At 66.8% G+C, this 25,676-nt stretch carries 8 protein-coding genes; 7 read left to right on the top strand and 1 reads right to left on the bottom strand.

Features of this window, described 5'->3' with window-relative positions:
* Entirely contained in the window at positions 1–19,989 is a 19,989-nt protein-coding gene (locus tag HD883_RS23795) for a VCBS domain-containing protein (protein WP_179589444.1), read from the bottom strand.
* A 569-nt stretch (positions 19,990–20,558) separates the two neighbouring features.
* On the opposite strand from HD883_RS23795, the gene HD883_RS23790 reads away from it, so the two are divergent.
* From HD883_RS23790 to HD883_RS23760, 7 genes are all read left to right on the top strand, one after another.
* On the top strand, positions 20,559–20,975 hold the full coding sequence (locus HD883_RS23790) for a hypothetical protein (RefSeq protein WP_179589442.1): 417 nt from the start codon (positions 20,559–20,561) through the stop codon (positions 20,973–20,975).
* A gap of 94 nt (positions 20,976–21,069) precedes the next feature.
* A complete protein-coding gene (locus HD883_RS23785) occupies positions 21,070–21,348 on the top strand; it encodes a BrnA antitoxin family protein (RefSeq protein WP_179589440.1) in 279 nt (92 codons plus the stop codon).
* Positions 21,349–21,626: 278 nt separating this feature from the next.
* Entirely contained in the window at positions 21,627–22,319 is a 693-nt protein-coding gene (locus HD883_RS23780) for a TetR/AcrR family transcriptional regulator (RefSeq protein ID WP_179589438.1), read from the top strand.
* A 45-nt stretch (positions 22,320–22,364) separates the two neighbouring features.
* Positions 22,365–23,306: an ABC transporter substrate-binding protein gene (locus tag HD883_RS23775; RefSeq protein WP_179589436.1), complete on the top strand. Its 942-nt coding sequence runs from the start codon at positions 22,365–22,367 to the stop codon at positions 23,304–23,306.
* Positions 23,303–24,106, top strand: coding sequence for an ABC transporter ATP-binding protein (locus HD883_RS23770; RefSeq protein ID WP_179589434.1), 804 nt, complete (start codon positions 23,303–23,305; stop codon positions 24,104–24,106). The genes HD883_RS23775 and HD883_RS23770 overlap by 4 nt, the downstream gene beginning before the upstream one ends.
* Complete coding sequence (locus HD883_RS23765) at positions 24,103–24,876, top strand: ABC transporter permease (protein WP_179589432.1); 774 nt, start codon at positions 24,103–24,105, stop codon at positions 24,874–24,876. The genes HD883_RS23770 and HD883_RS23765 overlap by 4 nt, the downstream gene beginning before the upstream one ends.
* On the top strand, positions 24,873–25,646 hold the full coding sequence (locus HD883_RS23760; RefSeq protein WP_179589430.1) for an ABC transporter permease: 774 nt from the start codon (positions 24,873–24,875) through the stop codon (positions 25,644–25,646). Before HD883_RS23765 ends, HD883_RS23760 begins: the two co-directional genes overlap by 4 nt.
* Positions 25,647–25,676: the final 30 nt, after the last annotated feature.

Here is a 25,676-nt window from a genome sequence, read left to right as displayed (position 1 = left end):
TCATTCTTGGTGAGTCGAAGGCGTGGGGGCCGGTGTGCGCAGCGCAAGTTGCGCGGCAGGCACCGGGTCGGCGGCGCGGACGGGGCTGATGCTCCGACTTGCGCGCTTGAGTTGATCGGCAAAGCCCGCGGCGCCGGTGCGCCTGGCTTCAGGGGCCGGCGCCTGGCGTTCGGCGGCGGCCGGGGGTGGCGCAGCCTCGCGGCTGTCCTGCGCGGACGGAATCAGGTCCAACGCGAAAAGGCTGTTGTTCGGCAACAGGTTGTCGGCCGACAAGGAGACGCGTCCATCCCGTCCCAAGGTGCGGCTGCGCAACCAGGCCTGTTCGCGTTCCGCTTCGTTGACGGCATGCCGCACGAAGATGGACGCATCCTGGCCCAGGCCCTGCCCGCGCGACACGATGTCGGTACTGCCGCCATCGATCGCGTTGACGTCGATGCCCGACGCCTGCATGTCGGTGCCCGCCCGCAGCGCCTGCTCGCGTTCCACCGTCACTTCGACATAGACGATCGGATGGATGGGCAGCGGCAGGTTGATGACGCGGTTATCGCTCCAATACTCCTGCCACACACCCGGCGGCTCGGTCGTGAAGCGCGTTCCCATCACACTCGACCGGACGGCGTTGTCGGCGATCTGGATCGGCGCGGGCGATTCCGGCAAGGGCAGGACGGGTGCGGGAGCCGCTGGTTGCGTCGGTGTCGGCTGCGCAGGCTCGGCCGGCGTCACTGGCGTGACCGGTGTCACCGGCGTGACCACGACGGGCGTCGTTCCGGTCACCGTGATGGTCAGCGTGGCGGCCGCCGTGCCGCCGTTGCCATCGCTGACGGCATAGCTGAACACGTCGGCTCCCTGCGCACCGGGAGACAACTGCGCGGCGGCAGGCTGATTCGCCGCATAGGTGTAGCTGCCATCCGGCTGCAAGGTCAGCGTGCCAAAGACGCCCACCAGCGGCTGGCCGACCTGGGCGCGGCCGACCGCGTCGGCGTTCGCCGCCGTGCCGGCTGCGACACCCACGACCTGCAGCGTGCCGCCATCGGTGTCGGTGTCGCGGCCCGCCTGGTCGGCGCCCTGGATCACGCCCTGCCCTGCCGGGACCACCACGGTCTCGCCATTGCGCACGGCGCCCGTGTCGGCGTTGGCCACCGGCGCGTCATTGGCGCCAGTGACCGTAATCGTCAGCGTGCTGAAGCCCGTGCCGCCATTGCCATCGCTGATGGCATAGCTGAAGGTGTCGGTGGCGGTCTGACCCGCGCCCAGGGCGTCGGCCGCAGCTTGGTCGGCCGTGTAGCGATAGCTGCCGTCGGCGTTCAACGTCAAGGTGCCCAATGTGCCCACCAACGCAGTCCCGATGTTGGCGGACCCGACGGCAGCCTGGCTGGCTGCGGTTCCGGTCGTGACACCCGTGACGATGAGGGTGTCCCCATCGACATCGGTGTCAGTGCCGACCTTGCCCAGGATCACGCCGTTGCCAGCGCCAACCACCAGCGTGGCGTTTTCGTTCACGCTGCCCGTATCTGGCGTTGCCACTGGAGCCGGGTTGGTCACCGTGAAGTCAAAGCGCTGCGACGTGCTGGCGCCCTGGCTGTCCGTGGCCGTAACCACGACTGCGTGGATGCCACCCGTTCCGCCCTGGCTGGCATCGTGCGCCAAGGTGCCGGAAATCTGCCCGGTCGTGGCGTTGATCGTCAGGCCCGCCGGCAAGCCGGTCGCGGTATAGGTAAAGGTGTTGTTGCGGTCGATGTCGGTAAACGCTGCTGCCGTTGGCAAGGTCACTGCCGTGCTGTCGGCCCGCACGACCGCAGGCAAAACGCCAACGGAGGTGGGTGCATCGTTGGTCCCATTCACCGTGATCGTCAGCGTGCTGAACGCCGTTCCGCCATTGCCATCACTGATGGCATAGCTGAAGGTGTCGGTGGCGGTCTGCCCTGCGCCCAGTGCGTCGGCCGCGGCTTGGTCGGCCGTGTAGCGGTAGCTGCCGTCGGCATTCAGGGTCAAGGTGCCCAGTGTGCCCACCAACGCAGTTCCGGTGTTGGCGGACCCGACGGCAGCCTGGTTGGCTGCGGTTCCGGTCGTGACACCTGTGACGATCAGGGTGTCCCCATCGACATCTGTGTCGGTGCCGACCGTACCCAGGATCACGCCGTTGCCAGCGCCAACCACCAGCGTGGCGTTTTCGTTCACGCTGCCCACGTCAGGCGTTGCCACCGGAGCCGGGTTGGTCACCGTGAAGTCGAAGCGCTGCGACGTGCTTGCGCCTTGGTTGTCCGTGGCCGTGACCACGACCGCGTGGATGCCACCCGTTCCGCCCTGGCTGGCGTCGTGCGCCAAGGCGCCAGAAATCAGCCCGGTCATGGCGTTGATCGTCAGGCCCGCCGGCAAGCCGGTCGCGGTGTAGGTAAAGGTGTTGTTGCGGTCGATGTCGGTAAACGCTGCTGCCGTTGGCAAGGTCACTGTCGTGCTGTCGGCTCGCACGACCGAAGGCAATGTCCCCACGTTGCTTGGCGCATCGTTCGCGCCCGTCACCGTGATCGTCAGCGTGCTGAAGGCCGTGCCGCCGTTGCCATCGCTGATCGCATAGCTGAAGGTGTCGGTAGCGGTCTGCCCTGCGCCCAGTGCGTCGGCCGCCGGTTGGTCTGCCGTGTAGCGATAGCTGCCGTCCGCATTCAGCGTCAGCGTACCGAATGCGCCCACTAGCGCGCTGCCAGTGTGGGCGGATCCGACCGCAGCCTGGCTGCCGGCCGTGCCGGTCGTCACACCCGTGACCGCCAGGGTGTCCCCATCGATATCGGTGTCCGTGCCGACCTTGCCGACCGTACCCATGATGACGCCGTTGGCCGGGCCAACCACCAGCGTGGCGTTTTCGTTCACGCTGCCCACGTCAGGCGTTGCCACCGGAGCCGGGTTGGTCACCGTGAAGTCGAAGCGCTGCGACACGCTGGCGCCTTGGTTGTCCGTGGCCGTGACCACCACCGCGTGGATGCCACCGGTTCCGCCCTGGCTGGCTTGATGATCCAGCGTGCCCGAGATGACACCCGTTGCCGCATCGATGGCGAGCCCGGCGGGCAGGCCGGTCGCACTGTAGGTAAAGGTGTTGTTGCGATCGACGTCCGCAAAGGCTGCGGCCGTCGGCAGGCTGACCGCCGTGCTGTCGGCACGCACCACTGCTGGCAAGCTGCCGACCGCGGTCGGGGCATCGTTGCTGCCCGTGACCGTAATCGTCAGCGTGCTGAAGGCCGTTCCGCCGTTGCCGTCGCTGATGGCGTAGCTGAAGGTATCCGTTGCGGTCTGACCTGCGCCCAACGCGTCGGCCGCAGGCTGGTCTGCCGTGTAGCGGTAGCTGCCATCGGCGTTCAAGGTCAGGGTGCCAAGCGTGCCGACCAGCGGCGTACCCGTGTTGGCCGCACCCACGCCACCCACGGACGCTGACGTGCCAGCGCTGACGCCGATAACCGTCAAGGCATCGCCATCCACGTCGGTATCCGTACCCACCGAGCCAAGGATGACGCCATTGCCGGCGCCAACGACCAGGGTCGCGTTTTCGCCGACAGTGCCCACATCCGGTGTTGCCACTGGCGCGGGGTTGATGACCGTGAAGTCGAAGCGCTGCGTGACCGCTGCGCCCTGGCTATCGGTTGCGGTAATCGTGACAGCATGGACGCCGCCAGTTCCGCCCTGGCTGGCCTGATGATCCAGCGTGCCAGCAATGACGCCGGTTGCGGTATCGATGGTCAGCCCGGCGGGCAAGCCGCTCGCGCTATAGGTAAAGGTAGTGTTGCGATCCACATCCGCAAAGGCTGCGGCGGTGGGCAGGTTGACGCTCGTGCTATCAGCACGCACCACCGGGGGCAAGGTGCCCGCCGCGGTCGGGGCATCGTTGCTGCCCGTGACCGTAATCGTCAGCGTGCTGAAGGCCGTGCCGCCGTTGCCGTCACTGATCGCATAGCTGAACGTGTCCGTCGCGGTCTGCCCTGCGCCCAACGCATCGGCCGCTGCCTGATCCGCGACGTAGCGGTAGCTGCCATCGGCATTCAAGGTCAGGGTGCCGAGCGTGCCGACCAGCGCCGTGCCGGTATTGGCGGCGCCGACCGCGGACAGCGTGGAGGCCGTGCCGGTCGTCACACCCGTCACGACAAGAGTGTCGCCATCGACGTCGGTGTCGGGACCCACTGCGCCCAGGATCACGCCATTGCCGGCACCCACGACCAGCGTGGCGTTCTCGCCCACGCTGCCCACATCCGGTGTCGCCACCGGCGCGGGGTTGATGACCGTGAAGTCGAAGCGCTGCGTGATCGTTGCGCCCTGGCTATCCGTCGCCGTGACGACCACCGCATGGACGCCGCCCGTCCCACCCTGGCTGGCCTGATGGTCCAGCGTGCCCGCGATGATTCCCGTGGCCGCGTCGATCGTCAGCCCGGCAGGCAAGCCCGTCGCGCTGTAGGTAAAGGTGTTGTTGGCGTCGATGTCTGCAAAGGCTGCAGCCGTCGGCAGGTTGACGGACGTGCTGTCCGCGCGCACCACCGGCGGCAGGCTGCCGACGGCGGTCGGGGCATCGTTGCTGCCCGTGACCGTGATCGTCAGCGTGCTGAAGGCCGTCCCGCCGTTGCCGTCGCTGATCGTATAGCTGAAGGTATCGGCGGCGGTCTGCCCTGCGCCCAGGGCATCGGCTGCGGCCTGGTCCGCCACGTAGCGATAGCTGCCGTCGGCATTCAGGGTCAAGGTGCCCAGGGTGCCCACCAGGGCAGTCCCGGTGTTGGCGGAGCCCACTGCCGCCAGACTGCCGGCCGTGCCCGTCGTCACACCCGTCACCGCCAACGTGTCGCCGTCCACATCGGTATCGGTGCCGATCGCGCCGCGAATGACGCCATTGCCTGCGCCCACTACCAACGTGGCGTTCTCGGCCACGGTATTGACATCCGGTGTGGCAACCGGCGCAGGGTTGGTGACCGTGAAATCGAAGCGCTGCGTGACCGCCGCGCCCTGGCTGTCGGTCGCTGTGACCACGACCCCGTGGACGCCGCCCGTGCCACCCTGGCTGGCCTGGTGGTCCAGCGTGCCCGTGATGGCGCCCGTGGCAGCATCGATGACCAAGCCTGCGGGCAAGCCGGCTGCGCTGTAGGTAAAGCGATTGTTGGCATCCGTATCGGTGAATGCGCCAGCCGTCGGCACGTTGACCAAAGTGCTATCGGCCTGGACAACCGGTGGCAGGCTGCCCACCGCAATCGGCGCATCGTTCACGCCCGTCACCGTGATCGTCAGCGTGCTGAAGGCCGTTCCGCCATTGCCATCGCTGATCGCATAACTGAAGGTGTCGGCTGCGGTCTGACCGGCGCCCAGCGCCTCGGCCGCCGCCTGGTCCGCCACGTAGCGATAACTGCCGTCGGCGTTCAAGGTCAGCGTACCCAGGGTGCCGACCAGCGTGCTGCCGGTGTGCGCCGTGCCCACCGCGGCAACCGATGCCGCCGTCCCGGTCGTGACGCCTGTGACGACCAGCGTATCGCCGTCCACATCGCTATCGGTACCCACCGTACCCAGCATGACGCCGTTGCCCGCGGCCACGATCAAGGTGGCGTTCTCGTTCACGCTGCCCGTGTCGGGCGCCGCGACCGGCGCGGGATTGGTCACCGTAAAGTCGAAGCGCTGGCTGACGGCCGCGCCCTGGCTGTCGGTCGCGGTAACCGTGACGGCATGAACACCGCCGGTTCCGCCCTGGCTCGCATCGCGTGCCAGCGTGCCCGAAATGACGCCGGTCGACGCATCGATCGTCAGACCGGCTGGCAGCCCGGTTGCGGTATAGCTGAAGGTGTTGTTGCGATCCAGGTCCGCGAATCCGGTGGCCGTCGGCACGGCAACCACCGTGCTGTCGGCCTGCGTGACTGGCGGCAGGCTGCTGACCGCGGTCGGCGCGTCATTCGCGCCCGTGACCGTAATCGTCAGCGTGCTGAAGGCCGTGCCGCCATTGCCGTCACTGATCGCATAGCTGAAGGTGTCGGTGGCGGTCTGGCCTGCGCCCAAGGCATCGGCCGCGGCCTGGTCCGCCACGTAGCGGTAGCTGCCGTCGGCGTTCAACGTCAGCGTGCCCAGCGCGCCAACCAGTGCCGTTCCCGTGTTGGCCGTACCCACGCCACCCACGGATGCCGCCGTGCCGGTGCTGACGCCGACAACAGTCAGCGCATCGCCGTCCACATCGGTATCGGTGCCGACCGTGCCACCGGTGCCGACCGCGCCACGAATGACGCCGTTACCGGCGCCCACAACCAGCGTGGCATTCTCGGTCAAGCTGCCGGTGTCCGGTGTTGCCACCGGTGCCGGATTGGTGACCGTGAAGGCAAAGCGCTGCGTCACGCTTGCGCCCTGGCTGTCGGTTGCCGTGACCGCAACGGTATGGACGCCGCCGGTGCCGCCCTGGCTGGCCTGATGATCCAGCGTGCCCGAGATCACCCCGGTCGCCGTGTTGATCGTCAGCCCGGCAGGCAAGCCGGCCGCGCTGTAGGTAAAGCTGTTGTTCTGATCAACGTCCGCAAACCCGGCTGCCGTGGGCACCGCCACCACCGTACTGTCGGCCTGCGTGACCGGCGGCAAGGCGCCCACCGGGGTCGGCGCGTCATTGATACCGGTAACCGTAATCGTCAGCGTGGTGAAGGCAGTACCGCCCTTGCCATCGCTGATCGCATAGCTGAAGGTGTCCGTTGCCGTCTGGCCCGCGGCCAGCGCTTCCGCTCCGGCCTGATCCGCCGCATAGGTGTAGCTGCCATCGGCGTTCAGTGTGAGGGTGCCCAGCGCACCCACCAGGGCGGACCCGGCAGATGCGGTGCCGACCCCGGCCACGGTCATTGCCGTGCCGGTCGTCACGCCGATCACCGACAGCGTATCGCCGTCCAGATCCGTGTCCGTGCCGCTGCTGACCGCGCCCTGGATCACGCCACGTGCCGCCGTCGTCGTCAGCACTGCATTTTCGGTCACCGCCCCGGTATCGGGGTTGGCCACCGGAATGTCATTGACGCCAGTGATGGCGATCACGCTGGTCACGGCGCTGCTGCGCGCCGCGCCCGCGCCATCCGAATCGGCGTCCACGACGGTCCAGGAAATCGTGCGCGTGGCCGACGTCCGGGTGGGCGTCTCGCTGGTCGATGCGTAGGTGACCGTGCGCAATGCGTCGCGGTACTGCGCCAGCGTGGCGGTCCCGGTCAGCGTCAGCACGCCGGTGGCCCCATCGTAGCTGCCGGTGATTCCCGATTGGTTGACGAACGCAAGGACATCGCCTGCGGTCAATCCGGCTGCAATGCTGACGGTCGCGCCGGTCAACTGGGTATCGTCGGCGTCAGACACCGTCAGTGTGCTGTCGATGACGGCAGCGGCCTGGTTTTCGGTGTAGTTGAGCGTGGCGCCTGCCGTCAGCACCGGCGCGTCTTGCGCTGGCGTCACGGTCAGGCTGGTGGTGCGCACCGCGCTGGTCGTGGCGGCCGCATCCGATCCGGCGTCCGTGACCGTCCAGCGAATGCCGCGCGTGGCGGCCGTGCCATTGACGGTGGGATCGTCGCTCGACGACAAGAACGTGACCGACCGCAGCGCGGCCTGGTATTGCGCCAGCGTCGCGGTGCCGGTCAGGCTGAGCACACCGGTCGTGCTGTCATAGCTGCCGGCAATGCCCGACTGGTTGACGAAGACAAGCGTATCGCCTGCCGTCAGGCCGGTGGCGATCGCGACCGACGCCGCGCTGATCTGCGTGTCGTCCAGGTCGGACACCGTCAGATTGCCATCGAGCACCACGGCGGAGCCGTTTTCGATAAACACCGGCGCAGGCAAGGTGCCGCCCAAGACGGGAATGTCGTTGCTCGGGGTCAGCGTCAGGGTACTGGTCACGACGGTGCTGCTGGCCGTCCCGGTAGCATCCGAATCGGCATCGCGGACTTGCCAGCTGACCGTGCGCGCGGCCGACGTCACGGTCGGATCGTCCGACGTCGACGTATAGGTCACCGACCGCAGCGCCGCCTGGTACTGCGCCAGGGTGGCCGTGCCGGTCAGGGTCAGCACGCCATTGGCGTTGCTTGCGGCCGTGATGCCGTTCTGCGCGGTAAATCCCAGGATATCGCCGGCGGTATAGCCACCGCTGATGGTGATGGTGGCGCCGCTCAACTGCGTATCGTCGGCGTCCGATGCCACGGTTACGGTCGCGTCGATCACCTGCGCCGCTGCGTTCTCGGCATAGGTCGTGGACCCGCCCGCCGTCACGACGGGCGCGTCCTGCGTCGCAGTGATCGTGATGCCCTTGGTGGCAGCGCCAATGGCCGCGCCCACGCCGTCGGAATTGGCATCCGTCAGGCGATAGGTGATCACTCGGCTGGGCTTGCTGCCGTTGTCGGTCGGGTCGTCACTGCCATTGCGGTAGGTCAGGCTGCGCAGCACCGTCTGGTAGTTCGCCAGGGTGTCGGTGCCGGTCAGCGTCAGCACGCCCGTCGCCGCGTTGAAGCTTCCGGCAATGTTGCTGCCCGCCACCACCACCGCCAGCTCATCCGACGCCAGCGCGCCGGTGGTGATGGCAATCGTGCCGCCAGTGATCAGCGTATCGTCGGCATCGCCGACCGTCAGGCCCGTATCGACCGCAATGGCCGACCCGTTTTCCGTGAACGCCGCCGACCCGGCTTGGGGTGTCAGCACCGGCGCATCATTGACGGCCGTCAGGGTGATGGTGCTTGTGACCACGGCGCTGCTGGCCACGCCGGCATCGTCCGAATTTGCGTCGCGCACCTGCCAGCTGACCGTGCGGGTGGCCGATGTGGCCGTCGGGTCTTCCGATGTCGAGGCATAACCGACAGACCGCAAGGCGGCTTGATATTGCGCCAGCGTGGCGGAGCCGGTCAGCGTCAGCACGCCAGTGGTGTTGCTGGCGATGGTGATGCCGTTCTGCGGCGTGAAGCTCAGCACGTCGCCCGCGGTATAGCCGCCACTGATCGTGATGGTGGCGCCGCTCAGCTGCGTATCGTCGGCATCGGACACCACCACCAGGGTCGCGTCGACGGCCTGCGCGGCCGCGTTTTCGGTGTAGGTCAGCGATCCGCCCGCGGTCAGTACCGGCGCGTCCTGCGCAGGGTTGACCGTGACGCTGGTCGAGCGCGTCGTGCTGGCGGCGCCCGCCCCGTCGGAGTTCGCATCGGTCACCGTCCAGGTGATGCCGCGCGTGGTGGCCGTGGCGTTGGCCGTGGGATCGTCGCTGGACGACACAAAGGTGATCGTGCGCAGCGCTGCCTGGTATTGCGCGAGCGTGGCCGTGCCGGTCAGGCTGAGCAGGCCCGTGGCTGCGTCGTAGCTGCCGCTGATGCCGGACTGGTTGACGAACGCAAGCACATCGCCCGCGGTCAGGCCCGACGAGATGCGCACCGATGCCGATGCGATCTGCGTGTCATCGAGGTCGGTCAGGGTCAGTCCACTGTCCACCACGACGGCCGTGCCGTTTTCCGCGAAGGTCACGGTCGGCAGCGTACCGCCCAATACGGGAGCGTCGTTGCCTGCCGTCACGTTGAGCGTGCTCGTCACGGCCGAGCTGGTCGCGACACCTGCATTGTCGGAGTTGGCATCGCGGACCTGCCAGCTGACGGTGCGGGATGCCGAGCTTGCGGTCGGGTCGTCCGAGGTGGACGAGAAGGTAACCGACCGCAGCGCCTGCGTATATTGCGCCAGGGTGGCGGTGCCGGTCAGCGTCAACACGCCGTTGGCATTGCTGGCCACCGTGATGCCGTTCTGCGCTGCAAAGCCCAAGGTATCGCCGGCTGTGTAACCCGCGCTGATCGTGATGGTTGCGCCGCTCAACTGGGTGTCGTCGGCGTCGGAAACGACCGTGACCGCGCCGTCGATAACCTGCGCGACGGCGTTCTCCACATAAGTGGACGTGCCACCGGCGCTGAGCACCGGGGCGTCCTGCGCAGGCACCACTGTCAGAGTGGTGTTGCGCGACACACTGCTTGCAGCGGCCGCATCGGAACCCGCGTCCGTGACTGTCCAGCCGATGCCGCGCGTCGTTGCGGTGGCATTCACGGTCGGGTCGTCGCTGGTGGATGAAAACACCACCGACCGCAACGCCGCTTGGTACTGGGCGACCGTAGCCGCGCCGGTCAGGCTGAGCACGCCGGTCGCACTGTCGTAAGCGCCGCTGATGCCCGACTGGTTGACGAAAGCAAGCACATCGCCCGCGGTGAAGCCGGATGTGATCCTGACGGAGGCAGACGCCATCTGCGTGTCGTCGACATCACTGATCGTCAGGTTGCCATCAAGCACCACCGCCGTGCCGTTCTCGGTAAAGCTTGGCGCAGGCAGGGTTCCACCAAGCACCGGTGCATCGTTCACCGCAGTCAGGCTGATCGTGCTGGTCACGACACTGCTGCTTGCGACGCCGGCGCTGTCCGAGTTCGCGTCACGCACCTGCCAGCTGACGGTGCGGGTAGACGACGTGGCCTTCGGGTCTTCCGACGTGGACGCGTAGCGCACCGACCGCAACGCAGCCTGGTATTGCGCCAGCGTTGCATTGCCCGTCAGCGTCAGCACCCCATTGGTGTTGCTGGCGGCCGTGATGCCGTTCTGGGTGGTGAAGCTCAACACGTCGCCAGCGGTAAAGCCGCTGCTGATCGTGATGGTGGCGCCGCTCAATTGCGTATCGTCGGCATCCGACACCACCGTCACGGCGCCATCAATGACCTGCGACGCGGCGTTTTCGGTATAGGCCAGGGTGCCGCCCGCGCTGATGACCGGCGCGTCCTGCAGTGGCGTCACGGTCAGGCTGGTCGTGCGGGTCGAGCTGGTCGCCGCCGCGGCGTCCGACCCGGCATCGGTCACCGTCCAATTGATGGCGCGCGTCGCGGCGGTGCCATTCACGGTCGGATCATCGCTGCTGGTGGTGAACGTGACGGACCGCAAGGCGGCCTGGTACTCGGCCAACGTGGCTGTACCGGTCAGGCTCAGTACGCCTGTTCCCGTGTTGTAGGTCCCATTGATGCCGGCCTGATTCACATACACCAGGGTGTCGCCCGCCTGGAAACCGGTTCCGATCGACACCGTGGCCGACGCGATCTGCGTGTCGTCCACATCGCTGACGGTCAGCCCGCCGTCGAGCACCACGGCCGACCCGTTCTCGGTAAAGCTGGCGGTCGGCAAGGTGCCGCCGAGCACAGGCGCATCGTTCACCGCGGCCACGGCGATCGTGCCGTTCAATGCCGCCGTCAACGCGCCGGTCGCCGACGTCGCGCCCTTGCTGTTGCCCCCGTCATTCAAGGTAATCGTCAGGGCACGGCCGGTCTGCGTGCCATTCACGGTCGGGTCGTCACTCGTCGAGCTGTAACGCAACTGCGCCAGCAAGGCGTTGACTGCCGCCGGAGTGGCCGCGTTCGACGTGAAGGTCAGCACCAGATTGGCGGCCGACCCGCCAGTGATCGTGGCGAACGCCGTGCCGGCGTACGACACCGTGCTGCCCGACACGCCGATCTGGCCGGCGCCCGCGCCCTGGTTCGCGACCGACAGCACATCGCCCGTCTGGTAGCCACTGAAGGCCACCGTCAGCGATCCGATGTTGGCGCCGCTGTTGTAGAAGTTCGTGACCGCATCCGGATCGGACACCGCAATGGGGCCGCCGAGCAAGGCGACTGCCGTCCCTTGTTCGGCATAACCGGTGCCGCCCACCGAGCCTGCCGTCATGACCGGCGCATCGTTGTCGCGCACGATCGTGACCAGCACGGTCTGCGTCTGCGTCGTGCCCGCGCCGCCATCGTTGATGGCCAGCGTCAGCGTGCGCGTCAGGGTCGGCGCATCCGACGAATTCGCAAAGTTCAGTGCACTGATGACCGCCTGAGCGACGTCACGCGTCGTCGTGGCATTGAAGCCGATGGTCAGTGTGTTTCCGGCGCCGCCCGTGATCGATCCCACCGTGACCCAGGCACTGCCGTTGTAGTACTCGACCGTGGCGCCGTTGCGCTGCACCGCGCCAAAGACGGCCGGCACGCTGCTGCCCAGCGAAACGGTGTCCTGCCCGGCCACCAGTCCCGACACGGTCAGGCTGCCGCCCGCAAAGTTGGCGCTGTCCACATCGGCCAGCACCACCGCCCCGTCGATGATCGCGGCGGACTGGTTGATGGCGTTTTCAAAGAACGTGACCGGATCGAGACCCGAGATCACCGGCTGATCATTTGAAGGCACCACAACGATCGTCGCGGTCGCCACATTGCCGACCAGCTTGCCGGTCGACGCGGCCGTGTCCTCAAAGCCCGCATCGGTCACCTGCACAGTGACGGTGCGATTGCCGGCCGTGGGGTTGTCGCTGTCGTTGACGTAGGCCAGTCCGCGCACCAGGGTCTGCACGGCCGCTGTCGTGGCCACACCCGTCACGGGCGCGACGGTAAAGGTACCGGTCGCCGCCACATAGGTGATCGTGTAGGCGCCGCCGGTGTCCGTCACGGTCTGGTCGGCGTTCAGCGCAAAGCTGCGTCCGCCCAGCACGATACGCTCGCTGGCGCCATCGACCACACCCGACACGACCAGGCTCAGGCCGACCAGATTGGTGTTGTCCGCATCGGTCACCAGCGTGCCGGCCACGAACGGCAGGGCCACATGCGCCGCGTTGGACGGTTCGGTCCACGTGTACGTTACGTCGGCACCCGCCGCCGCACCATTCAGGTCGACGACCGGCGCGTCGTTGACCGGGGCGATCGTCAGGCGGCCCACGATCGGCGCGCTGTTGAGCGAGCCCGGGCCGCCCGCATTGCCGCCCGTCTGCTGGTTGTTGCCGTCGCTGACGATCACGCTGTAGTCGCGGGTGGTGCGCGTGCCGTTGACGGTCGGGTTGTCGCTGGTGCTGCGATAGGTGATGGCGTCAACCAGTTGGCCCACCTGGGCCAGGGTCGTGCCGGACCCAAGCGTGATGACCAGGTCGGCGCTCGATCCGCCCGACAGGCTCACACCGGTGGGCAGCGCCCCGCCAGGCAGGCTGGCCAGATCCACCGACAGCGTGTCGCCGGTGACGTAGCCCGACGCGTCGGTGATGCGCACCGTGATGCTGCCCTGACCGAAGATCGTGCTGTTCAGGCCCGACGACGTCGCCAGGTCCAGGTCGGTGATCGCCGAACCGGCGGTGACCAACTTGATCGGATCGACCGACACACCGCTGCCGGTGGTCGCGTTTTCGGATTGGGTCGGGGACGACGCGGTGCCGGTCAGCACCGGCGCATCGTTCTGGCGCGTGACCGTCGTACCCAGCGCGACGGCAGTGGACCAATGTCCGGTTGCGCCCAGGCTGCCTGAGATGTCGCTGCTGGCCGTCGTCGTGACGGCGCTGTCGGACACATACACCGTCAGGCCGCCCGGCGTGCCGTTGTAGTTGGCAACGTTCGGCAGGAAGCGCAGGCTGGCCGTGGTCGACAGCAGCAGGGCCGACCCATCGGCTGGCGCAGACGCGCCGCTGCCTATCGTGACCCAGCCCGAGCCGGCGTTGTCGTTGTATTGCCAGACCCCTTCGGCCGCGGCATTGGCCGCGTTGCCAACAATGGCGATACCTCCGAAAGCCGTTGCGGCATTGCCACCGCCCGTGATGTTGGCGCCGCCCGTACCCTGGTTGTCGGTGACGTCGCTATAGCCGAAGCCCAACCCTGCCACCGTCGCACCCGACGGATTGGCCGCGTCCTCGAGGGTGGCGGTCAGGCTCGTGTTGCTGGCCGTGGGCCGATCGTTGACGTTTGCAACGGTCGTGCCGATGGTGCGAGGCGCTGTCGTGTCGCTCCACGCGCCTGTCGCCGTCGTGCCGCCGTTTGCGGTCAGAGACTTGGTGTCAGAGGCGCTCGTGCTCGTCGAGACAGTGGAGCTGCCATCGGCTGCGACGACGCGCAGCGCGCCTGGCGTGCCGAAGAAGTTGTTCGCCGGCACGAAGCGGATATCGCGGCTCGAGGAAAACACCAGCGCATTGGTGGCGCTCAGCCCCGTTGTCGGAATCGTGATCCAGCCGCCCGAGCCATCCGATACCTGCCATGCGCCCTGCGCGGCGGTGTACGACGTCGACCCGATGATCGCAAGGTACGAGAATGCCGTGGACGTGTTGCCACCGCTGACCGCAGTCGTCGCGTTGCTGGCCCCCGACTGATTGTCGGTGGCGTCGCTGTAGCCCAGGGCCAGCGTGCTGAGGGTGACGCCGGCGCCAGGCACCTCTTCGGTGCCGGCCGGCAGGGTCACGTTGGTGCTGATCGTCGGCCGGTCGTTGGCCGACGTGATGGCGATGTCCAGGCGGCTGTTCGCGACCTGGTTGTTGCCGGCCACGCCATCCAGCGATGTGTCGGTGGTGCTGATCGAAATGCTGGCGATGCCGGCAGCGCCTTGCAGATTGGCCGTGGGTGCGAAGGTCAGCGTGCGCAGTGCGGTGTTGACGTCAGTCTTGCTACCCGTCAGGGTGATCGACGCACCCGAAAGGCTGCCGGTCACACCTGTGGTGCTGCTGCGGGCAAGCGTGCCGTTGGTCGCCGTCAACACCACCGTCATGGTCGAACCGAAGTCGTCCGCATCGGTGATCTGGATGTACTGGTTCGAGCCGTCGCGCACGGCGGTCGCGCCGGCATCCTCGACCACGGTGAACGAAGCCGGCAAGACATTGACCGGCGCATCGTTGGTCGACGACGCGCGCACATCAAAGCTGCCGATCGCCACGTTGTACAGCGCTGCCGCCGTTGCCGTTGGCGTGTTCACCGGATCGGCCGCGAACGTGTCCGTGGCCGGCACGGCAGGGAGGCCAGTCTGCTGGTTGACCGCGCCGCCATTGGCCCCGCTCGTCAGGACACCGTTCCCATCCCGCAGGCGGTCATCGGCCAGCACCTGCACGCGGTAGGCCGCATCGCGGTCGCCGGTCAGGGCCACCGTCAAACCTGCCAGGGCCGTATTCACCGCCGCCACGGTGCCGCGCACCACCAGCGGCGCACCCACCCCACCGTAAGTCGTATCGACCGTTGCGCCACCGGCCACCGCAAACGTGATGCCCGTGTAATCGGTGATCGGCGCACCAGCGGTATCCGTCAGGCGAACCGTGACCTGGATGAAATCCGTCTCGCCAGGCTGCACACCCGCCGAGTTGCCGTTGAAGTCGTTCGCGTCGCCCACCGATACGCCGGTCAATGCCTGCGCCGTGCCGTTGCCTGTCACGGCGACCGGCGCGCCAGGCACGGTGACCGATGCCTGGTCGTTCACTGCCGCCAGGTCGAGCGCCACGGTGCGGATGACGGGCGCATTGGCCACGCTGCCGCTTCCGACATCGCTGCCCACCGCTGCCTGGCCTTCGGTCAGCGTGACGGTCAGCGTATCGGTGCCGTTGAATTGCGACTTGCCGGTGTAGGTGAAGCCAGCGTCGAGCCGCGACTGGATATCCGCCGCGGTGCCCACCAGTGTGACCGTGGCCGTGCCGCTACCCGTGATCGTTACCCCTGTCTGGGCGCCCACGTCCAGCACGCCGTCGGTCACCGACAGCGTCAACGTCACCGGCAGCTTGAAGGCGTTCGACTCGGCGTCGCCAACCTGGATGCCATTGCCGCCGCCCGCGCTGAAGGTGAACGCAGTGTCTTCGGAAGGCGTCTGCGCACCGGGAACGACCACCGTCTGCAGATCATTGACGTTCGACGCCCACACCACCACCGCCTTCGCGCCAATGTTCGGATGGTCGGCCGGCACTGCCGCGCCGTACCAGTCGTATTCCGTGGACGGGACGACCGTCGGGTTGCCCGGCGGCGTCTGCGTCTGGTTCAGCGCGCCGCCGTTGGCCTTGACCTGCACGCCGGCCGTACCGGCATCGGTGTCGACCAATGCGCCGCTCGCCACGTCCCGCACGCGATCGTCGGCCAGCACTTCGACCTGATAGATCGCATCCCGGTCGTTGGCGAACGTGACCGTCAGTCCGGACAGCGCACCGTTGACCTGCGCCCGCGTGCCGCGAAGCGTCAGCAGCGCATGGTCGCCATTCTGCGTGCCATCGACCGTGGCGCCGGCGCCCGTGCCGTAACCCAGCGTGACGTCGGCGTACGCCGCCTGATTGAAGGCCACGCCCGCTTCAGTCAGCAGCCGCACGGTGACCTGGATGAAATCGGTCTCCACCGGCGCGAGCGACACCAGGTCGGCATCCGCCACGCTAAAGCCCGCCACCGGATTGTTCGCGGGCGTCAGGCTGTCGATCACGACCGGCCCGGTCGGCGCGGTCACGACCGGTGCGTCGTTGGTCGGCTGGACATAGATCCAGAAGGCGTTGCCGGCCTGTTCCTTGTCGCCGTCGGCAATGGTGAACTGGAAGCTGTCGTCGGGCGTGCCGGGGTAGCCCGTGCTGCTTGGCTCCGTGCCGTCATGGATGTAATAGATGCGGCCGCTGGCAATGTCCTGCTGCGTGAAGGACGAGCCGACCCCGATGGTCGCGAAGGTCACGCCGTTATCGGTCGAATAGGCGATGCGGCCTTGCGCCGGCGCGGTGGTGATGCGGTATTGCACCTGCATGGCCGACGAGTCCGGATCGTAGGCCTGCAGCATGGCGGGCGTCAGCTGGACGAAGTCGCCTTCTTCCACGACGGTCAGCGGATTGTTGGCCGGCGCGCCGCCGATGTTGTTGGGCGAGCGGCCTGCCGTGGTCGGATCGGTCTGCGTCGGATCGCGGGCGATTTCTGGCGCATCGTTGATGCCCGTCACCGCTATCGAAACCGTACCCACCGTGCTTTCCGTGCCGCGGTTGTCGCGGGCCACGACCGCGAAGCTGTCGGCGTTGGCTTCGGAACCGTCATGCACATAGCGCAGGCCGGACGTGCTGCCCGAGCCCGTCACCAGGCTGGCCGCGAACAGGCGTTGCCCCGTCACGTCGGCGGCGGTCACGGCGCGCCACGTGCCGTTGTCATTCCATTGCAGTTCGCCATGCGTCGGCAAGGCTGTCACTCGAAAGCGCAGCGGGTCCGATCCGCCCGCGCCGTTGTTCAGCGCGAAGCTGTCATCGGCCCCACCGAAGGTGACGTTTTCAAGATAGCTTTCGGCGCTGGTCGCGTCGTCGGGATCGCCAAAGCTCAGCTGCCCGGTGGTGATGTTGGTCGTCCCGCCTTCCGGCATCACGATGTCGGCGCCACCGGTTGCCGTGGGCAAATCGTTGACCGGCGTGACATAGAAGCGGAACACGACGTTGTCGGCGATCAGCGGCGCGCCGGTCGAACCGCCGCCGGCGGAAATCTTGAAGGCGACGCTCGACTCGAAGTCTTCGCCGCCATCGTGCGTGAACGTCACGATGCCGTCGTTCAGATCCTGCTGCGTGAAGGTGCCGTAGGTCGCCAGTTGCACGCCATTCTTGGCAATGACGCCGGCGGCATCCATGCTGGTGATGGTGTAGACGACCTGCGACGGCGCCACGCCGGTGGCCGTGTAGTTGAGCATGATCGGCGTTGAAGGATTGCCGTCGTCGCCGCGCAGCACCACGCTGCCGCCTTCGGATAATTGGCCGATCGGCGTGCCCGTCGTTGGATCCGTACCCGCGTATGCGGTCGTCAGGGTGCTGGCAGGCGCCGGTGTCGGCGCCACCGTGCCGCCCGGACCGGTGTAGACCGGCGTGGTCTGGACCAGGTTGACGGTAAATGCAAAGGTCGTGAACGCGGCGTTCGACGCGGCGCTGTCATAGATCCCGCCGGCCCGCTCGAACTGCGCACCCGCGCCGGTCCAATGCAGCGCCACGGCGTTGTCCCGCACCTGGAAGCGGAACTGGTCCGACGGATTCACATCGTTGCGCGTGGCGGTCTGCAGATACTGCACGCGACCGTTGCGAACGTCATCCATCGTGAAGGTGGACCCGACATCCAGCTGCGCATTATTGAGCAGGATCAATCCGCTGGCCGGCAGCTGGGTCAGCACGAAGCTGAGCTGCGAATCGCCCGAATCCACGTCCAGCGCCTGCACCATCGACGACGTCAGCGTAACGCGATAATCGTCGGCCGAAGACGCCGTGTTATCGGCCCCGAGCGCGGTCACGGTCGCCTGGCGGGTACTCGACGCCACCCAGGTCGGATCGTCGTCGACCGCGCGCACATTGATGGTGACGGTGCCGTTGGCCGTGGCCGGCACGCCCGTGCCGCCGCCCGCATCCGTGACCGAGACGTTGAAGCCATCGGCAGGCGGCTGGCCGCCAGGACCATCCACGCCGTCGTTGGAGTAGGTCAGGCCCGATCGATTGGCATACGCGATCACGAAGCCCGCACCGGTCAGATCGGCGGCAGTCAGGTCGCGGTTGATCGTCGACGACACGCCATTGATCGTGGCCGTGCCCGAAAAATGCAAGGTGCCGTGCGTCGGCAATGAGGTGATCGCGATCGACAGCGCCGCGTCGTCGCCGGGGTCCCCACCGCCCGTTGCGGTGATGAAGTCGCCCACCACCGAGCGCGGCACGCCGCCGTCGGTCGCGTTGCGCGGCTGCCCTTCGAACACGCTGCCGCTGCCGCCGACGGTCGGCGCCTGGTTCACGGGCGCGATCGTCAGGGTCACCGTTGCGGTATCCGAATTGGCCTGCGGCGTCGCGCCATCGTTCACGGACACGCTGAAGCTGTCCGCCGTGTTCTGCGTCGCGCCCGTGGCCGTGTGCGTATAGGTCAGCCGGTTCGCCACCACATCGGCCTGCGTGAACACCGAGCCCACGCCCAGACGCGTGCCCGACAGGCTCAGGAAACCTTGCGTCGTCGCGGCGGTCAGGCGATACACGATCTGCGCATTCATCTGCGTGCCGGCGGCCACTTCGGGGTCAACCGGCAACAGCGCGGACGAAATGACGGTGCTGCCGATTTCATTGACCGACTGGTTGCCATCCGCAACCAATACCGGATCGTTCGACGGCGTGACCGTCACGTCGATGGTCTTGGACGTGCTGAGTGGCGTCGCTTCGCCATCGGTCACGCGGACGGTCAGGCTGGTCATTGCCGCCGTGGCGCCCAGTTCGACATCCGCAGCGGTAAAGGTGATCTGGTTGATCCAGCTGTTCAGATTCGCGGCCGTGCCGGTCAGGCGATAGCCGCCTGCAATCACGGTGCCCTGCCCGCTCGCGTCGCCAAGGCTGCCCTTGGTCGTATCGGCGATCGTCACGTCAACCGACAGCGTGGTCGAACCCAGGCCATCGTCGGCCACCGTCCAGCCGCTCAGCGTCGTGGTCGACGCACTGACGCCGCCCGGATTGAGCACGCTCGGTTCGACCACACGCACGCCTGTGGTTGGCGCAGTGACCGACGGCGCGGCCAACAGGTCGGCAAAGCTGGTGGCCCGGATGGCCGTGGTCTCGACGGCGCCCGTGTCGAATTCAAGCGTCCAGTTGCCGCCACGCGATGCGGCGCCGGTTGCGTCCGTGGACGCGGCGACATCCGCGCCAGTGGCCCGCGACAAGGCCTCCAGAAAGGCCGCGCCCGATCCGCCCTCGGCAATCGAGCAGCCATACAGCAGGATGTCGGCATCCGTGGTGAGATGGCTGCCAATGTCGGCCAGACGCGTGGCCTCGCCCGGCAAGGACGCCAGGTTCAACGCCGCGCCGCCCAGTTGCAGTTCGCCTTCGGAACCATGCGAAATGATGTGGATGGCATCGACCGGCGCACCGCTGGACACCGTCTCGGCGATCTGTTCGAGCGCATTGCGGCTGGCGTCCAGCATCACCACGTCGACATCGGGCCGCACGTTGGCGACGATCTGTTCCCACCCCGTCACGGCCGGATCGACAAACACGATTTCCCGGCGCGGCGACGCCGCCTCATCCGACGGCGTGCGTGCGGCATCCTGCGCGGGGGTCCGGTCCGGCGACTGGGTCGACCGTGCCTGCGTGTCCGTCGGCGTGTCCTTGTGTCCGCTGTCTGCGTCCTGCGGCTTGTCGGCCGCGACCGCGCCGGCACCGTCGAAAAGGGTCCGGGCTTCCAATGCCAGCAACTGGGTCCTTGGCGCAAACGCCGCATTCGACGAGGGTGAACGGGGGTGTGCAGGCAGGACGCGAGGCTGGGTCATGTAGCGGATCTTGGTAGCAGGATGTCGCACGGACCGGCAGGAATCCTGTCCGCGAATTGCGTGTCGATTACGGAAGAAGGACTACAGAAAGTTACTTAGTCCAAATGGCGGAAGCGACTATAAGGCACACGCCACGACAGGCTTTCGCTGTTACATACCGGTGTTGCGACATTCGCAATTTCACGACTTTGGGCGTCAGCTTCTTGACTCATCCATAAGAATTCTCACCGATAACTCTGAATTCATTACAAGGTTTGCCCGACTCTGTCGGGAAGCTGAAAAAAAGAACGCCCACCGGGCACGAGGCGGGCGGGCGTTAATTGCACGACGGATTCCTGACTGGCTACTTCCGATTTTTCCTACAGTTTTTCTCAACGCTCAATGGAAAGAAGTATCCGTCCCGAGAATCACGCCGGCCATTAGCGTCGACACAGGTCTTACGCACTTTGTGGCGGCGGCGTGTCCGATGCGGAACGGCACGCGGTCAGTGACCCGAGCCAGTTTCGGTACAGTGTGGCCTTGCGCGCGACGCGCCGCGTCGCTGTCTTGCCACTCGTCCACCACCGCTCATGAATCCGACCTCCCCCTCCGCGACACCTCCTGCCGGCTTTACCGTGCAGGCCTTTGGCTGGCTCGCCCTGATCATGCTGACCGTCGGCATCATCGCGATCTCGATCGGCATCTACGCCGACGACCCCAGCAACGGCTACGCCTACGCCCTGAACGGCGCCACCCTCCCGGCCGCCTTTGTCATCTACCCGACCGCCTGGCGCGTCGGCGCCAGCATCGCCGTGCTTGCCGGCTTCATCACCTACCTGATCATGCGCCGCCGCATCCAGCGCGGCGATCCCTTCCTGTCCCCCCGCGCCCGCTCCGCCATCATGCTGCTCGTCGCCACCGGCACGCTGTACGGCCTCGTCAGCACGATGAATTTCGATACGGTGGAAGAGACGGCCAAACCGATCGTGACGTCGATGGCGAGGTAGCCAACCCGTCAAGCCGCTGCGCTTGGAGACCCCTTATCCAGATATCGCGCAGACATGACGTAATCACTGGCATTCCACACAGAGGTCAAGCGCTATGCCAACACTTAAGCCTGGGACAATCCCGCCCACTCCGGAAGAAGACGCGGCGATCGAGGAGGCCTTGGTCAACGATGCCGATTCTTATGTCATGACCGACGCCGAGTGGCAGCATGCGAGCCAGAAAGCACGCATTGGCCGGCCGAAAGCGGAAACCACCAAAGAGCGCATCACCATCCGGCTTTCCGCAGACGTGCTTGCGAAGTTCCGGGCAACGGGACCTGGATGGCAAACGCGCATCAATACGGCGCTGGAATCCTGGCTTGCAGGCCGCTAAACCGCCCTGGAAGGAAAAGCCTGCCGTCACCGCCCCGCAGCGATCGCCAGCGTCATCCGTGACACGCAGCACAGCCGGCCGGCCTCATCGGTGATATCGACCTGCCACATTGGCAGGTCTTTGCCGGCATGCCATGCCAAGCCGGCTTCGCGTCAACGCTCGTAGTTACCCACTCACACCCCATCCACGCGTAACGGTGCCCCCCACCTCGGGTAACTCCCCGTTTGTACGAACGTACAAGAATACGTACGATCGTACAAAATCTACCGGCACCACCCATGGTCATCGACACCAAATCCCCTCCCCGCAGCAAACGCGCGCGCCCCCGGCCCGTGAACGAAGAGATGCCTGACCGCCGCCGCGACATCATGCATGCCGCCGAACGCCTGTTCTCGCGGCATGGGTATCACGGCGTCTCGATCCGCAACATTGCCGACGAAGCGGGCGTGCCGCTGGCGCTGGTGGGCTACTACTACGGCCCCAAGCTCAGCCTGTACGAAGAGGTCTTTCGCCAGCGCGCCGGCTACATCCAGGAACGGCTGGCGGCGCTCGATACGGTCTGGACGGGCGCATCGCAGGGCGAAGTGCTGGAGCGACTGGTGCGAGCCTTTGTCACGCCAGCCCTGAAGGTGGCCAGCACGCCCGACGGCTATCAGTTCATGCGGCTGATCGCCCGCAACCTGACCGAGCAGGGCGAGGAAAACGCGCGGCCGGTCCAGGAACTGTTCGATCCGGTGGCGCGCGCCTACATCGACGCGTTCATGAAAGCGATCCCGGGCCTTGCGCGCAAGCAGGCCGTCTGGTGCTACCAGTTCGCGCTGGGCGCCCTGATGCATCACATCACCGATAACCGCGCCGAGCGGCTGTCGCAGGGCGAGGTTTCGGCCGGCAATACCCAGTTCGACGCGTCCTGCGATTTCCTGTGCCGCTTCCTGTGGGCAGGCATTCATCACGCCTGCCAGGCCCGCTGACCGCGCACCACCACAACAAATTCACATCCCCCGGATGGAGACACCATGAAGACCTCAATCACTTCCGCAGTGCTCGGATTCAGCATGGCACTGGCCTTGGCAATAACCAGTACGCCCGCCGCGGCGCAGACGAAGATCACGGTCGGCTACACGGCCGTGTCCGAATTCCTTCCCATGTTCGTGGCCAAGGAACGCGGCCTGTTCGCCAAGCGCGGACTGGACGTGACGCCGCAGCAACTGGCCTACAGCAGCGTCATGCCGGCAGCCTTGCAGTCCGGATCGGTGCAGATTGCCGGCGCCGCGTCGCCCGTGCTGCTGCTGGCCAATGACAATGGCATGAAGCTGGTTGGCGTGGCAGGCACCAGCGTGCATCAGCGGGAATCGAATGCGATCGGCTTGGTGGTCAAGGCCAACGGTCCGATCAAGACACCGGCCGACTTCGTGGGCAAGAAAGTGGGCGTCCCGGGCCTGAACGCCGCGCTCCACATCCTGACCCGCAAGTGGCTGGATGACCGGGGCGTGGACACCAGACGTGTCACCTTCGTGGAAGCCCCCTTTCCGCAGATGGGCGATCTGCTGCGCGGCGGATCCATCGACGCGGCGATTACCGCCGACCCGTTCCTGGGCCGCATCGTGCAGAGCGGCGTGGGCGCGATGCTGTTCCCGGTGGCGGCGGATCTGCCCGCCGGTTTTTCCAACATGCTGTACATGACGACGGATGCCTGGGAAGCCAAGAACGGCGAGATCGTGAAGAACTTCCGACTGGCCTTGCAGGAAGCGATTGTCTACGCCCAGGCCCATCCGGAAGACGCGCGCGCGGACATGGGCAAGTACATCAAGCTGCCGCCGCAAGTGCTGGCCGCGCTGGCGGTGCCGAGCTTTGACGCCTCGCTCAAGGCCAGCCAGCTGACCTTCTGGGCCGACACCATGAGCCAGCAACAGATGCTGCGCGCCGTGCCCAAGCTGGACACGATGGTGGCGAAATGAACGCGCGGATCATGGACCCGGCAGTGACCTCGGCGCCACTGATCCGCTTCGACAACGTGGCGCTCGACCTGGGCGGCCGGCGCATCATCAACGGCCTGGACCTGGAACTGGGGCGCGGCGAATTCGTGTGCGTGGTCGGGCCGTCGGGCTGTGGCAAGACCACATTGCTGCGGCTGTTGACCGGCCTGGTGCAGCCCACGTCAGGCGCCATCTTCCGCGAGAACACGCGCATCGACGGGCCGGCCCGCGACGTGGCCATCGTGTTCCAGGACTATGGGCGCGCGCTGCTGCCGTGGCGCACGGTGGCCGGCAATGTATCGCTGGCACTGGAGGCCGCGGGCGTGCCCCGCTCGCAACGGCCATCGGTCATTCAGCCCTTGCTGCAGAAGGTCGGTCTGGCCGCGCATGCCGACAAGTACCCGGCGGAATTGTCGGGCGGCATGCAGCAGCGCCTGCAGATCGCGCGGTGTCTTGCGCAGCAGCCCAGCGTGCTGCTGATGGACGAACCCTTCGGTGCGCTTGACGCCATGACGCGTCAGTCGCTGCAAGACGAATTGCTGGACCTGGTGCGCCAGACCGGCACCACCGTCCTCTTCATCACGCACGATCTGGAAGAAGCCATCTACTTGGGTGACCGCGTGCTGGCCCTGCGCGCGAATCCGGGCAGTGCCAGCAGCCTGGCGCAAAGCATTCCGGTCGACCTTCCGCGGCCTCGCGATCAGTTGTCGACCCGTGAACATCCGGAGTTCCTCCGCTTGCGGCGCTATCTGTTCGACTTCATCCAGGAACCGCACGCATGACGTCGGCCAAGCCCTCCGCCATCCCGCGCTGGCGCGGCATCCTGCTGCCGGTCGCCCTGCTGGCGTTCGCCGAAATCACGATGCGAATGGCCGATGTGCAAAGCGATACGCTGGCCCGCCCGACCGATGTGCTGGCCGCCTTGTGGCGCGCCATGCAGGACGGCAGCCTGCTGGCCGGCACCGCGCAAACGCTGGGCAACGCCCTGGCCGGCCTGGCGATCGGCGGCGGTATCGGCCTGCTGGCCGGGCTGTGGTTCGGCGCGGCGCCGCGTGCCGGACGCATGGCCGGCCTGACCATCGACGTGCTGCGGCCGTTGCCGTCGGTCGCCCTGATTCCGATCGCGATGATGGTGTTCGGCTTCGGGCATGGCCTCGAAAGTTCGGTGGTTGCCTTCACCTGCATCTGGCCGATGCTGGCGTTTGCGCAAGACGGCGTATCGCGTGTCGAACCGCGCCTGTTCGAGGTCTCGCGCATCCTTGGCCTGGGCACCGTGGCGCGCGCCTGGAAGGTCATCCTGCCCGCGGCCCTGCCCCGCATCTTCGTGGGCCTTCGGCTCAGCATGGGGATCGCATTGACCATTGCGGTCACGGTCGAGATCGTCGCCAATCCCATGGGACTGGGCTATGCGTTGGCCATGGCGCAACAAGGCCTGGACCCGGCCCTGATGCTGGCTCTGGTGCTCTGGATCGGCATCCTGGGCTGGGGCCTGAACGCGGTGCTGCTGGCGATGCAGTCGCGGCTGTTCGCCCACCGGGGAGCCGCAGCATGAGCCGCGCCCTGTCGTCCTGGCGCGCCGACCGGCTGGGGGGCATCGCCGTATTGGGTGCGCTGGTGGCGCTATGGGCCGGGGTCACCACGGCAGGCTGGGTGTCCCCGGTGTTCCTGCCGTCACCCTCTGCCACCTGGACCGCATTGCGCACGGGCATGCAGGACGGCGCATTGCTGACCGCCACCCTGGCCACGATCGAACGCATGCTGATCGGCTGGCTGCTGGCCTCGGTGATCGGCATCGTGGTCGGCACCGCGATCGGCGTGTCGCCGGCCCTGCGCGGCTGGGTGCAACCGCTGCTCGAATTCATCCGCCCCTTGCCAGCGTCCGCCGTGATGCCGGTCGCGATGGCCTTGCTCGGACTGTCGCCCGGCATGGTGCTGAGCGTGATCGCGTTCGGGTCGGTCTGGCCCGTCATGCTCGCGACGGTGCACGGCCTGTCGTCGGTCGATCCCCGCTTGAAGGAAGTGTCGCGCGTGCTGGGCCTGTCGCGATCGGCCTTCATCGTCAAGATCGGCTGGCCCCACACCTTGCCCGACGTGCTGACCGGCATGCGCCTGTCGCTGACGATTGCGCTGGTGCTGGCCATCGTGGGCGAAATGCTGGCGTCGCAGGAAGGCCTGGGCTCCAACATCCTGAGCGCCGCGCGGTCTTTCCGGTCGCCCGAGATGTTTGCCGGCGTGGTCCTGCTGGGCCTGATCGGATGCGTCAGCAATGCCCTGCTTTCTGTTGCGGAACGGTCGCTCGGGCAACGCGCCAGCGCACGGTGATGCAGTCCTTCCCAATGATTGATTGATTCA

The organism is Pigmentiphaga litoralis, assembly GCF_013408655.1.
In the GTDB taxonomy this organism is placed as follows: Bacteria; Pseudomonadota; Gammaproteobacteria; order Burkholderiales; family Burkholderiaceae_B; genus Pigmentiphaga; species Pigmentiphaga litoralis_A.
The sequence above is the reverse complement of the archived record's forward strand: the minus strand, read 5'-3'. Positions and strand labels throughout refer to the sequence as shown.

Coding starts and splice junctions, on each gene's coding strand:
- HD883_RS23795 (WP_179589444.1), bottom strand. CDS start 19,989: ATGACCCAGCCTCGCGTCCTGCCTGCACACCCCCGTTCACCCTCGTCG.
- HD883_RS23790 (WP_179589442.1), top strand. CDS start 20,559: ATGAATCCGACCTCCCCCTCCGCGACACCTCCTGCCGGCTTTACCGTG.
- HD883_RS23785 (WP_179589440.1), top strand. CDS start 21,070: ATGCCAACACTTAAGCCTGGGACAATCCCGCCCACTCCGGAAGAAGAC.
- HD883_RS23780 (WP_179589438.1), top strand. CDS start 21,627: ATGGTCATCGACACCAAATCCCCTCCCCGCAGCAAACGCGCGCGCCCC.
- HD883_RS23775 (WP_179589436.1), top strand. CDS start 22,365: ATGAAGACCTCAATCACTTCCGCAGTGCTCGGATTCAGCATGGCACTG.
- HD883_RS23770 (WP_179589434.1), top strand. CDS start 23,303: ATGAACGCGCGGATCATGGACCCGGCAGTGACCTCGGCGCCACTGATC.
- HD883_RS23765 (WP_179589432.1), top strand. CDS start 24,103: ATGACGTCGGCCAAGCCCTCCGCCATCCCGCGCTGGCGCGGCATCCTG.
- HD883_RS23760 (WP_179589430.1), top strand. CDS start 24,873: ATGAGCCGCGCCCTGTCGTCCTGGCGCGCCGACCGGCTGGGGGGCATC.